General features: G+C 49.2%; 10 protein-coding genes and 1 riboswitch. Of the genes, 7 read left to right on the plus strand and 3 right to left on the minus strand.

The window, feature by feature from the left end; genetic code table 11:
- Positions 1 to 47: 47 nt before the first annotated feature.
- The 3 genes from JYB87_RS13695 to JYB87_RS13705 all read right to left on the minus strand — a co-directional run bounded on the left by JYB87_RS13695 (position 48) and on the right by JYB87_RS13705 (position 3,629).
- Entirely contained in the window at positions 48 to 1,607 is a 1,560-nt protein-coding gene (locus JYB87_RS13695) for a Na+/H+ antiporter NhaC family protein (protein ID WP_207354030.1), read from the minus strand.
- A 75-nt stretch (positions 1,608 to 1,682) separates the two neighbouring features.
- Positions 1,683 to 1,874: riboswitch (Lysine riboswitch) on the minus strand.
- Between the two features lie 77 nt (positions 1,875 to 1,951).
- Positions 1,952 to 2,875, minus strand: a complete 924-nt coding sequence (locus tag JYB87_RS13700) for an electron transfer flavoprotein subunit alpha/FixB family protein (RefSeq protein WP_207354031.1) — start codon at positions 2,873 to 2,875, stop codon at positions 1,952 to 1,954.
- A 1-nt stretch (position 2,876) separates the two neighbouring features.
- Entirely contained in the window at positions 2,877 to 3,629 is a 753-nt protein-coding gene (locus tag JYB87_RS13705; RefSeq protein WP_207354032.1) for an electron transfer flavoprotein subunit beta/FixA family protein, read from the minus strand.
- Between the two features lie 299 nt (positions 3,630 to 3,928).
- Here JYB87_RS13705 and JYB87_RS13710 point away from each other — a divergent pair, with 299 nt between their 5' ends.
- The 7 genes from JYB87_RS13710 (at position 3,929) to JYB87_RS13740 (ending at position 12,554) form a co-directional block, all read left to right on the plus strand.
- Complete coding sequence (locus tag JYB87_RS13710) at positions 3,929 to 4,318, plus strand: H-NS histone family protein (RefSeq protein ID WP_207354033.1); 390 nt, start codon at positions 3,929 to 3,931, stop codon at positions 4,316 to 4,318.
- A 168-nt stretch (positions 4,319 to 4,486) separates the two neighbouring features.
- Positions 4,487 to 7,537, plus strand: coding sequence for an amidohydrolase family protein (locus JYB87_RS13715; RefSeq protein ID WP_207354034.1), 3,051 nt, complete (start codon positions 4,487 to 4,489; stop codon positions 7,535 to 7,537).
- Positions 7,537 to 8,814 (plus strand): amidohydrolase family protein, encoded by a 1,278-nt coding sequence (locus tag JYB87_RS13720; RefSeq protein WP_207354035.1) that lies wholly within the window; start codon positions 7,537 to 7,539, stop codon positions 8,812 to 8,814. Before JYB87_RS13715 ends, JYB87_RS13720 begins: the two co-directional genes overlap by 1 nt.
- 77 nt (positions 8,815 to 8,891) lie before the next feature.
- Positions 8,892 to 9,266, plus strand: a complete 375-nt coding sequence (rcsF, locus tag JYB87_RS13725; RefSeq protein ID WP_207354036.1) for an Rcs stress response system protein RcsF — start codon at positions 8,892 to 8,894, stop codon at positions 9,264 to 9,266.
- 17 nt (positions 9,267 to 9,283) lie between these two features.
- Positions 9,284 to 10,087, plus strand: coding sequence for a tRNA (N6-threonylcarbamoyladenosine(37)-N6)-methyltransferase TrmO (gene tsaA, locus JYB87_RS13730; RefSeq protein ID WP_207354037.1), 804 nt, complete (start codon positions 9,284 to 9,286; stop codon positions 10,085 to 10,087).
- Complete coding sequence (locus JYB87_RS13735) at positions 10,056 to 10,721, plus strand: acyltransferase (RefSeq protein WP_228729873.1); 666 nt, start codon at positions 10,056 to 10,058, stop codon at positions 10,719 to 10,721. Before tsaA ends, JYB87_RS13735 begins: the two co-directional genes overlap by 32 nt.
- 120 nt (positions 10,722 to 10,841) lie before the next feature.
- Positions 10,842 to 12,554, plus strand: coding sequence for a proline--tRNA ligase (locus tag JYB87_RS13740; RefSeq protein ID WP_207354038.1), 1,713 nt, complete (start codon positions 10,842 to 10,844; stop codon positions 12,552 to 12,554).
- The last annotated feature ends 136 nt before the right edge of the window (positions 12,555 to 12,690 follow it).

A 12,690-nucleotide genomic window follows, 5' to 3' on the forward strand; every position in this document is an offset into this window, starting at 1 on the left:
CATAATTTTCATAGCGTAGTTTGCATAGCGTAAGCTGAATGGCTCAATTAGTTATTGGCGCGCGCTTTTAACCACATCAGCGCGACCACAAATAACACGCTGCAAGTGGCTAATCCCGCTAACACCGAACCGCTAAAGCCCATCACCAAATAACCCGCCATTGATAACAGCGCCACAATCAGCGAATACGGCAGCTGGGTTGTCACATGGTCGATATGATGGCAACTCGCTCCCGTTGACGACAAAATCGTGGTATCCGAAATTGGCGAGCAGTGGTCGCCAAAAACCGAGCCCGACAGCACAGCCGCCATCATCGGCAACATCATACTTTGATGACTGCCCATCGCCATATCCGCCGCGATTGGCAGCATAATGCCAAACGTGCCCCAGCTGGTACCGGTCGAAAACGCCGTAAACCCAGCCAAGACAAAAAGCACCGCAGGCAGCAGCGCGAATGGAATATTGCCGCTGGCGAGGCTCGCCATATATTTGCCAGTTTCAAGCGCGCCAATCACGCCTGAGATGGTCCAAGCAAACAACAGGATGTAGATTGCCGGTAACATCGATTTGGCACCAATCCAAAGCGCATTCGCTATCATCTTGAGCGATAATTTTTGCAACAGCGCCAACACTAAGGTGATTGCCAAGCCGCATAATGCGCCGTAAAACAGCGAGGATGCCACGTCAGTTAATTCAAACGCGCCAATCAAACTAAACTCGAGTTGTTTTTCAGCCAACGCCGCGCCACCAGACGCCAGCATAAAATAGAGTGTGGCGAGCACAAGTACGCCAATTGGCAAGAACAAGCCCAGCACATTACCGCTATCAGCCTCTGTCAGTTCAACTGACGCGCCGGGCGGAACACCTTTTGTTTCATCGTATAACTCACCACGCCGCGCAGCCTGTTCATGTTGGCGCATTGGGCCAATATCTAACTCAAAGTAGGCCACAAAAAACAGCAACAACAGCGCAAAAATCGCGTAGTAGTTCATTGGGATCATCTCAATAAATGCGGTGAGATGGCCAATATCACTCATGCCGTGAGTGGCAAGAATGCCTCCAATGAGCGCGATAATATACGCCCCCCAACTGGACACAGGTGAAATCACACACACAGGTGCCGCGGTGGAATCAAGCAAATAAGCTAACTTCGCACGCGAGATATAGTAGCGGTCTGTCAGTGGCCGCGAGATACTGCCCACCACCAAACTATTAAAGTAATCATCAATAAACACCACGATACCCAACACCATAGTGAGCATTTTGGCATCGCGACGCTTACGAATATGTTGTTTGCCCCAATCGGCAAATGCGCGGGCGGCGCCACTGGTGGTAATCAAAGCGGTGATCATGCCGAGCAAGACTAAAAAGCCCAGTACGAATAGGTTCCAGCTATTCACTGCGCCTTCATCCCAGACTAATGCGGTAACGCGCTGCGCCAGATACACACCCGCATTACTGATATTCCACTGGGTTAGCAGTAAAACCCCCACGAGGATACCGACACCAAGCGACACTAATACCTTGCGAGTGATAATAGCCAATACGATGGCAATAACTGGGGGCAGTAAAGACAATGCCGAATCGGCATAACTGATAATGGTCATACGTCGTTATTCTTTTTGTTAAGTTCAAAAGCATTTGCAGAGCAACGGCGTACACGGCATAAAGCCAAACACCTGAATTTAAGTAGCGCTCCACAGGGCTGAGTCATTGCTCAACCATCTTTCTGTGACAGTGCTGCACCTATTCGGCTACAGCCCCAGCAGTCGACTTGATACTTCTAACTGCTTCGGCACTCAGTCCTTTTATGGCAGGTCAACGGAATCACCCTCGTTGCCATTACTCTTACTGCGTGCACCTCTACTGTCGATTTCCAGGTTAAAGAAACCGACCTAATAAAAAAGCGGCCGAGGGACAAACCTCAGCCGCCTTCTCAATAGTGGCAAGATTAAATCATTTCTATGAATTTCGGCAAGGCTTCAAACAGATCTGCCTCTAAACCGTAATCCGCAATTTGGAAGATAGGCGCCTGTGGATCTTTGTTGATTGCCACGATCACTTTGGAGTCTTTCATCCCTGCCAGATGCTGGATAGCGCCAGAAATCCCCACCGCGATATAAAGTGCTGGCGCCACAATTTTACCGGTCTGCCCAACTTGCAGATCATTCGCCACAAAGCCTGCATCGACCGCAGCGCGACTAGCACCGACAGCACCACCGAGCCTATCTGCCAGTTGCTCTATCAGGCCGAAATTCTCCGCACTGCCAAGCGCGCGACCACCGGCGACCACCACATTGGCGCTGCCAAGTTCAGGCCGCTCGGACTGCAATTCGGTTTTACTGACAAACTCGCTCAACGGCGCAAACACTTGTTCAACCGCAGTTATAGTCGCGCTGCCATCAGCGCTCGCAGCATCAAACGCAGTACTGCGAATTGAGACAACTTTCACTGCATCCAAACTTTTGACTGTCGCCAATGCATTGCCTGCATAAATTGGCCGTACAAAGGTGTCACTATCTTGAATGGCAACGATCTCGGAAATCATAGCCACATCGAGTAACGCGGCCACTCTAGGTAACAAATCCTTACCAAATGCACTGGCGACGGTGACAATGTGGCTATATTCGGCCGCATTAGCGACCACCAACTCACTGATATTTTCTGCTAATTGATGTTGATAAACCGTGTGATTGGCCAGCAACACTTGCGTGACACCACTCAATTTGGCGGCAGCATCGGCGACCGCTTGGCAATCAGCCCCAGCAACTAACACATGCACCGCTTGGCCGAGCTGAGTGGCTGCGGTAACCGCTTTGGCGACATCCGCTTTTAGCTGGGCATTATCATGTTCTGCAATTACTAACACCGCCATATCAGATCACCTTCGCTTCGTTTTTAAGTTTATCAATCAGGGCTTCAACCGAGTCCACCATCACACCGGCACAACGCTGCGCTGGCGGCGTCACGCTGATAATCTGTTGATGCGCTTTTAGAGTGACACCTAAACCGGCGGCATCCGTCGTTTCTAGCGGCTTACGCTTCGCCTTCATAATGTTGGGTAATGTGGCGTAGCGTGGTTCATTGAGGCGCAGATCTGCAGTCAATACCGCTGGCAGCGGCAATTTCAATACCTGAACACCACCATCAACTTCGCGGGTCACAGCGATGCTCTGCTCATCTAACAACTCAACGTCAGAGACAAAGGTCGCTTGAGGCAACTTAGCTAACGCGGATAACATCTGCCCGGTTTGGTTGTTATCCCCGTCGATTGACTGTTTACCAAGCAGCAACAGCTGTGCTTGCTCCTTTTGTTGCACTGCATGCAGCAGTTTGGCAATAGATAAAGGTTCAAGCGCTTGGTCATGCACCACGTGCAGCGCGCGATCAGCACCGAGTGCTAATGCCGTACGCAGCTGCTCTTGCGCTGCAGCAGGGCCGACCGTGACCACCACCACTTCGGTTGCCTTACCCGCTTCTTTCAAGCGTATCGCTTGCTCTACTGCGATTTCACAAAACGGATTTAGCGCCATTTTGACATTGGCGGTGTCGACATCGGTCTGCTCAGCATTGACTCTGACCTTGACGTTGGCATCGACAACGCGTTTTACCGCTACCAATACTTTCATTACTCATTCCTTCACTACTGTCGTATTAGCCACGACCTGTTGCTCTCAATGGCAGACTCTAATTTAAGCTTACGTTTACGTCAACATCAAATTCAAACAGATGTTTTAACATAAAAATCCTTCTTATATGTAGGGTATTTTGGCTGTCATTATAATTTTGAAATAGCTTGTGCCAGAAAATAAACTAATTAAATAAAAAAATGACATTATGAAGATAATTTTATTTGATTATATGGTTTCTTATTTCTATTATTTACCCATTAAAAATTTCGCATTGTATTAAAGGAAGAAAATTCAACATGAACGAATTTCTCGAAATATTGACTCATGGTCGTCGCTTTAAGGCTGCAGTTAAAGAACTGAGTGTAGAAGAGCTGAAATCTCTGGCTGAAAAACTGGAAAAGATTATCGTTGAACGTGATGCAGAAGCTAAAGAAGAAGAAGCACTGCAAGCTGCACGTATTGCGAAAATCGAAGAGATTCGTCAGCAAATGGAATCAGTTGGCCTGTCTGTTGAAGATTTGGGCGTTGTGGTTGCTAAACCAACCAAAAAACGCGCACCACGTCCAGCTAAGTACCAAATTGAAGTTGATGGTGAAATGGTAACTTGGACTGGCCAAGGTCGTATGCCAACCGTATTTAAGAATGAAGTTGATAACGGTCGTTCAATGGACGACTTCCTTATCTAAGAAATGCTATTTCATAAATTAAAAAGCCCCGATATTCGGGGCTTTTTTGTGCAATTAATTTGAAACAACCACTTTCAATTTAATTACATTAGTTGCATAGATTTTACATTTTCGCTCATGTACCTTGTAAACTGCGGCAAACTAAAACTAACAAGGGTCTGAGCATCAATGAAAATACTCCTCCCCATCGGCTTACTGCCCCTAGTAAGCATGGGTGCCTTTGCTGGCGATGGCCAGCAAAGCGATAACACCCCGAGCCTCACTGCGCTCACACATGCCACCTTAGTGCTGTCTCCAGGCCAGCAACTAAACGATGCAACACTGGTGATTGAAAAAAATCGCATCAAAGCGATATTGCCAAATAACGATGTGCCTGCCGGCGCTTACGTTATTAATCTTAAAGGTTATACCGTATACCCAGGTTTTATTGACCCTTATAGCGACTACGCCATTGAATATAAGCCAACAACTGAAAAATATGAGCCGCCCGTCTATGAAATAAAACGGATCGGCGGTAATGCCGCTAATGGTGCTATTCATGCTGAAAAAGATTGGTTCAGTTATGTGTATCCCGATAACAAAGCGGCAGCAAAATGGTTAAATAATGGTTTCACTAGCGTACAAAGTGCCTATATGGACGGCATATTTCGCGGCACAGGAGTGAGCTTATCTTTAGCAGATAAAACCGCTAACCAAGTGATCTATAAAGCACGCACGCAACAATTTATCTCGTTTGATAAAGGTAGCTCGCCACAAGATTATCCCAGCTCATTGATGGGTAGTATCGCGCTAATACGTCAGACATTTAGTGATGCTCGTTGGTATAACGAAAATATGGCAAAAGCCAAAGAGTATCCAGAAATGCAAGCGCCCGAGTTTAATATCGCATTAGAAAAACTTGGGTCATTAAAAAACACTGGCGCAATATTTGAAACTACCGACCTTAATAATCAATTACGTGCTGCGAAACTGTTAAAAACAGAAAAATTACCTATTCACTTATTAGGTAATGGTCAAGAGTATGCGCGGGTTGATGAATTGCGACAATACAACCCACAAATCATTCTGCCGTTAAATTATCCAGCAGCACCTGATGTCACCGATGAAGAAAAAGCCAATAACACAACCCTTTCCGAATTACGCCATTGGGAACGCGCACCAAGCAATGCGGCAGTTTTGGCAAAAAATAAAATCCCGTTTGCATTTACCCAACACGGGATTGATGCCAGCGCCTTTTGGCCGCGGCTGAAATCAGCGGTCAGCGCTGGCTTATCAGAGCAACAAGCATTAGCCGCACTAACCACGGAAGCCGCCAACGTGGCAGGCATCGACGATATTGCCGGTAAGATTGCCCCCGGCTATATGGCAGATTTGGTCGTCGCTAAAGGTAATTTATTTACCGATGGCAGCATCGTCAGCGTTTGGACCCAAGGTGAGCAGCACAAACTGGTGCCAGATAGCGCCCAATGGGCCGGCGAATATGTGCTGAATCTTGGCACACTGGAATTAACGCTCAATCTCGACGTACCGCAATCAGCAACAGGCAAAGCATCAGGTACCTTGTCTGCCGGTGATGCCGAATTAAAGGTCTCTCATTTAACCATTACTGAAGATAAAGTGACTTTCAGTGCTGAATTAACGGCAGCAGGCATCAGCGGGATTAGCCGTTTCAGCCTATGGCGCGATCAGCAAGGCCTGCAAGGGCGCCACATTGGTGCCGATGGCAGTATTGAGCCGATTAACGGCAAGCCGTTGCTGACTGAAGCTGCTGAAACAACCGCTGCCAAGAAAACAGAGTCTGCAGCACCAACTTACCTGTCAAAACAGGTATATCCGGTGCAAGCCTTTGGCGTTGCGTCTTTGCCCCAAGCAGAAAACCTGCTAATTAAAAATGCCACAGTGTGGACGTCAACCGATGCAGGCGTGTTGGCCAATACCGATGTACTGGTCAGTGACGGCAAAATCAAGCAGATTGGCCAGAACCTCTCGGCGCCAGCGAACTATCAGACTATCGATGCCAGCGGCTTACACCTCAGCGCCGGTATTATTGATGAGCATTCACATATCGCCATTAATGGCGGTGTCAACGAAGGTACCGATGCAGTTACCGCAGAAGTGCGCATCGGCGACGTACTTGACCCAGATGCGGTGGCGATCTATCGCTCGCTCGCCGGTGGCGTAACCACGGCAAACTTACTCCATGGCAGTGCCAACCCCATCGGTGGTCAAGCGCAAGTCATCCAACTGCGTTGGGGCGAAACCGCTGAAGGACTGAAATTCAAGCAAGCCAAGCCAGGGATCAAGTTTGCTCTGGGCGAAAACGTAAAACAAAGTAACTGGGGCGAACGTTTTAGCAAACGGTTTCCACAAACCCGCATGGGCGTAAAAGCGCTGTTTACTGATGCGTTTAATGCTGCCAAAGAGTATCAAGAACAACGCGAAGACTATGCCGAACTGCGTTCACGCGAAAAACGTCGAACCCTCGAGCCACGCCCCAATCTACGGCTCGACACAGTAGCTGAAGTGTTAGATAGCGCACGTGACGTGCATATTCACTCGTATGTACAGTCTGAAATTTTAATGTTCTTACGCCTTGCAGAGCAGTTTGATTTCCGCGTCAAAACCTTCACCCACGTACTCGAAGGCTATAAAGTCGCGCCTGAGTTGGCGGCACACGGAGCTGGCGGTTCAACCTTTGCGGATTGGTGGGCATACAAGTTCGAGGTTTACGATGCTATACCGCAAAACGCCTGTTTGATGGCGCGCAAAGGCGTGGTGACCTCCATCAACTCAGATGACTATGAAATGCAACGTCGTCTTAACCAAGAAGCGGCTAAGTCAGTGATGTATTGCGATATGCAACCCGAAGAAGCATGGAAAATGGTCACCATTAACCCCGCGAAACAACTGGGCGTAGATAACATCACCGGCTCAGTTGAAACAGGTAAACAAGCGGACCTAGTGCTGTGGGATCACAACCCATTGTCAGCCTATGCCAAAACCAAGGCGGTTTGGATTGCCGGCAAGCGCTACTTTGACCGTGAGCAAAATACGCAATTAACACAAGATATTGCAGTTGAGAAAGCCGCGCTAATCCAAAAAGTACTCAGCAGTGATGCCCAGCGCAAACAGGGGGAGAAAGCGACCAAGCTCCCTGAACCTATTTGGGAATGCGACACCGAATATCATGCCTGGGACAGTCATAAGGAGGCCTTATAATGCGCAACTCACTGTTAACCGCCGCATTACTGCTCGGAGCAAGCAGTTGGGCAGCCACTGCCCATGACATGATCCCAGCTGCGCAGCAAACTCAGTCTATTTTATTGAAGAATGGCACTCTGCATACCGTGGCTAACGGGGTGCAAGCCAATACCGATCTGTTACTGCAAGCCGGCAAGATCACCGCCATTGGCAAAAATCTCCGCGCCGAAGGTGCTGAAGTGATCGATGTCAGCGGCAAACACCTGTATCCAGGGTTATTAGCGCTCGACACCACGCTAGGTTTGGTCGAGATATCTGCGGTGCGCTCCACCAATGATGATGAGGATGTCGGCACAGATAACCCGCAATTGCAGGCTGCTGCGGCATATAATCCCGATTCTGAGCTAATCCCCACAGTGCGCGCCAACGGCATCGCTTACGCACAAATTGTGCCGCGCGGCGATGGCTTAGCCGGGCAATCGGCGCTGGTGAATCTCGACAGCTGGACGATTGAAGACGCTGAACATCAGGCAGCGGTGCAAATTCATCTCAACTGGCCAACGATGCGCCGTTGGGGCGTAGACTCCGATGAGCAAAAAGCGAAGGCCAAAGCCGCTTACGAGCAAAAGATTGCCGACATCGACCAACACTTTGAATCCGCTTATCGTTATGCCCTCGCCGCGAAAGCGCAGCAGATCAAAACGCCGGATGAGCGTTGGCAAGCCATGCTGCCACTGTTTGATGGTAGCGGTAAGTTATTTGTTCATGCCGATAAGCAGCAAACCATCGAAGATGCAGCGGCACTGTGCAAAAAGTACGGTTTCAAGCTGGTGATTGTGGGTGGCTATGATGCGTGGCGCTCGGCGGATATTCTCAACGAAATGCAAGCCAGTGTGGTGTACACCCACATGTTGGATCTGCCTGAACGGGCCGATGAACCGATCGGCCAAGCGTTTAAAATCCCTGCGCTACTGAAAGCAGCGGGCATTCCATTTGCTATCGGCTTTAGTGATAACTGGGACAGCCGCAACTTGCCATTAGCCGCGGCACAAACTGTAGCCTGGGGGCTTAATCAAGACGAAGCCTTGCGAGCCATCACCCTAGATGCAGCTCAGATCGCCGGTGCCAACAACATTGGCGCATTAGCTGTTGGCTATGACGCAACGATTGCGGTCAGTAGCGGCGACATTCTTGACCCCGCATTTGGCAAAGTCGAAGCACTTTATATCGATGGACGCAAAGTTGATTTGAACAATCGCCACCGTCAGCTTTATCATAAATACCTTACTCGTTAGAGTACCAAGGCTTATTCGCTCCCCACTTTAGGTGGGGAGCATTTCATCGGTACTCATTGTTATAGAGGCCGGAAGCCATGAAAATTCTATTTCCTATCGCATCGCTGTTGCTGCTGAGTGCCTGTGGCAGTAACTATGTGTTCAAATCAAACCTCGATCCTGCGGCAATTAACGACTACTTCAAACCCTCGCAAGTACAGCTGTTTGAAAACAGTGTACCCAGCAGCCCCTACGTGGTGCTCGGCATGGTTGAAGGTAATGATTGCCAAATTGAGCAGAATGCTGCCCCTGCCAGTTTTGCCAATGCCCGTACGGATGCACGTCGTAAAGCGGCCGATATGAACGCTAACGGCATTCTTATCAAAAACTGTGCAGAGATCCCTGAGCCGGCCGAAGGCTGTTTCAGCCGCACACTATGTGTTGGCCAAGCCATTAAAATCAAAACAGAATAGTTAGATCGGTGATTTGATTGACCTTAGAACATTTTGAAAATCGCATTGAAGCGGTGGCATTTTGCCGCACCCCTTATAAACAAAAGTTTGGCATTCCGCGCCAACCGGGCTTGGTCGATTTTATTCGCGGCTATGTGGAGTTAGTGCCGCCGTACAACCACATAGATGCCGTGCGTGGCTTAGAGCAGTACAGTCATTTGTGGTTGCTGTTTTCGTTCCATGAAAATCTGGCTCAAGGCTGGAAAACCACCGTGCGACCTCCCCGTTTGGGCGGTAATGAAAAGCTCGGCGTGTTTGCCACCCGCTCCACCTTTCGCCCCAACGGCATTGGTCAATCTGTGGTGAAACTGCACGGCATTCGGCAGCACAAAGGCAAAGTACAGCTGGAAATTTCCGGGATGGATCTGCTTGATGGCACGCCGATTGTGGATATCAAACCCTATATTCCATTTTCTGATTCAATTACAGGTGCGCACGCCGGTATTGCCCAAGAGCCACCGGTGGAAGTAGCGGTCAGCTTTGCTGCCCTTGCCCAGCAAAAGCTGACCATACTGGACAATCAATATCCCCATCTGGCCGAGTTAATCAGTGCAGTGTTAGCGCAAGACCCGCGCCCGGCATACAAAAAAGCCAAAGATGACCCGAAGCGCTACCAAGTGGCGCTGTATGATTTAGATATCTTCTGGTATGCCCGCGAACATGGCATTGAAGTGGTTGATATTGTTGATGCGCCAAAGCTGAGAAAAGTGGCCTCCAGTAATAGTGCCGAAGCTACTGATGAGCAAAGCGATGACCCAAGCAAAGCCCCCCAAATTGACTGAATTCAGCCCAACGCCTGACGACTACATTGCCCAACATAAAAAGCGCCTCAGCTGGATGCCGTGGCTATGGTATCGGCTAAAGCCGAAACATCTCGTCTGGGCGGAGCCGTGGCAGCAGCAAATTCAGGCGCAGTTACAACAGTTAGAAACCATCAGCATCGGTAACAACTGCTTTATCGCGCCGGAAGCGCAGCTGTTTGGCGAGCCTAATCGCGGCATCAGCATCGGAAATAAATGTATAATTGCCGCCGATTGTTTTTTGCATGGGCCTATCAGCATAGGCAACGAAGTCAGCATCAATCATGGCTGCTCGCTCGATGGCGGTGGCAAAGGCTTAATCATTGGCGATCAAACCCGTATTGCCAATAACGTGACCATCTATGCCTTTAACCATGGCATGGCGCCGGATATGCCGATTTATCAGCAAAGTAGCCAATCAAAAGGCGTGGTGATTGGCCGTGATGTGTGGATTGGTGCGCAGGTGGGCATTGTCGATGGCGTGACCATTGGCGATTACGCTGTGATTGGTATGGGGGCTGTGGTCACCAAAGATGTGCCCGCCTACGCAATTGTGGCCGGTAACCCTGCCAAAGTGATTGGCGATCGGCGCGATAAACCCGCTACCAAAGCCTGAACCCTGCCGTTAACTAAAATCTTCGCGAAAAATAGCACAACTTGGCGCGCTTGCTGGGGTGACAAGCTCGAAGCAGGTGATAAAATGTCGCCCATCAAAATTACATGGGACCTTAGGTAAATGCGAATTAGCCAATACCTGCTATCAACACAGAAAGAAACCCCTGCCAACGCAGAAGTTATCAGTCATCAACTTATGCTGCGCGCCGGTATGATCCGTCGTAACGCTGCTGGTCTTTACAGCTGGTTGCCGACCGGCTTGCGTGTACTGCGCAAAGTAGAAGCCATTGTCCGCGACGAAATGGAAAAAGCGGGCGCGATTGAAATTCTTATGCCGATGGTACAACCGGGTGATTTGTGGGTTGAATCAGGCCGTTGGGATAAATTTGGTCCAGAACTGCTGCGTTTTGTTGACCGCAACAACCGTGACTTTGTACTTGGCCCAACCCATGAAGAAGTGATCACTGACTTAGTCCGTAAAGAGATCAGCTCTTACAAGCAGTTACCATTGACCCTGTACCAAATCCAAACCAAATTCCGTGATGAAGTACGCCCACGTTTTGGTGTTATGCGCGCCCGTGAATTCCTGATGAAAGATGGCTACTCATTCCATCTGGACAAGGAAACACTAGATGCCACTTATCAAGCGATGTACCAAGCGTATTCCAATATTCTGAGCCGTCTTGGTTTGGAATTCCGCCCAGTATTGGCCGATACCGGCTCAATCGGCGGTAGCATGTCACACGAATTCCACGTATTAGCACAAAGCGGTGAAGACTTGCTGGCTTACTCAACTGGCAGCGATTATGCCGCTAACATCGAGAAAGCTGAAGCGCCACTGCCAACTACTGAACGTGCAACGCCAACCCAAGAGATGAGCTTAGTGGACACGCCAAACGCAAAAACCATCGAAGAGTTGGTTGAACAGTTCGGTCTGGCGATTGAAAAAACCGTTAAAACTCTGATTGTACTTGGCGATACTGAAGAAGCGCCATTAGTGGCACTGTTGGTACGTGGCGATCACGAACTGAACGAAACTAAAGCAGACAAAATTCCAGGTGTGTTATCACCGCTGGAATTTGCTACTGAAGAAGAAATCCGCGCAGCCATCGGCGCTGGCCCTGGTTCATTAGGCCCAGTGGGCTTGAACATGCCGGTGTATATCGACCATGCAGTTGCCGTAATGAGCGACTTCGGCGCGGGTGCTAACCAAGATGGTAAACACTATTTCGGCATCAACTGGGATCGCGATGTTGCCGCGCCACAAGCATACGATATCCGTAACGTGATTGAAGGCGAACCAACGCCAGATGGTAAAGGCACTTACGCTTTCGCTCGCGGTATTGAAGTCGGCCATATCTTCCAACTGGGCACCCGCTATTCACAAGCGATGAACGCCACAGTATTGGATGAAAACGGTAAAGCGCAAACTCTGCAAATGGGTTGTTATGGCGTGGGCGTCAGCCGTATCGTGGCAGCGGCTATCGAACAGAACCACGATGATCGCGGCATCATTTGGCCGGACGCGATTGCGCCGTTCAAAGTGGGCATTTTGCCAATGAACATGCACAAATCACATCGCGTGACCGATATTGCTGAAAAGCTTTATAAAGACTTGAACGACGCCGGCATCGAAGTAATGTTTGATGATCGTAAAGAGCGCCCAGGCGTGATGTTCGCCGATATGGAACTGGTCGGCATTCCACACACTATCGTGATTGGTGACCGCAACATCGACAGCGGCGTATTTGAATACAAAAATCGTCGCACCGGTGAAAAACAAGATATCCCAATGGATCAAATCGTTGAGTTCATTAAAAACGCAGTGTGCTAATACTGCGCTTTAATTGAACAATATCAGTGAAAACGCTCCGCAAGTCGGAGCGTTTTTATTTGCACTGATTCACAAAATCAGCATAAAAAAATGCAGCCATTCGAGAGCCGAAATGGCTGCATTTTTATCAAAGCTG

The sequence above is a fragment of the Shewanella avicenniae genome, from assembly GCF_017354945.1.
Taxonomy (GTDB): Bacteria; Pseudomonadota; Gammaproteobacteria; order Enterobacterales; family Shewanellaceae; genus Shewanella; species Shewanella avicenniae.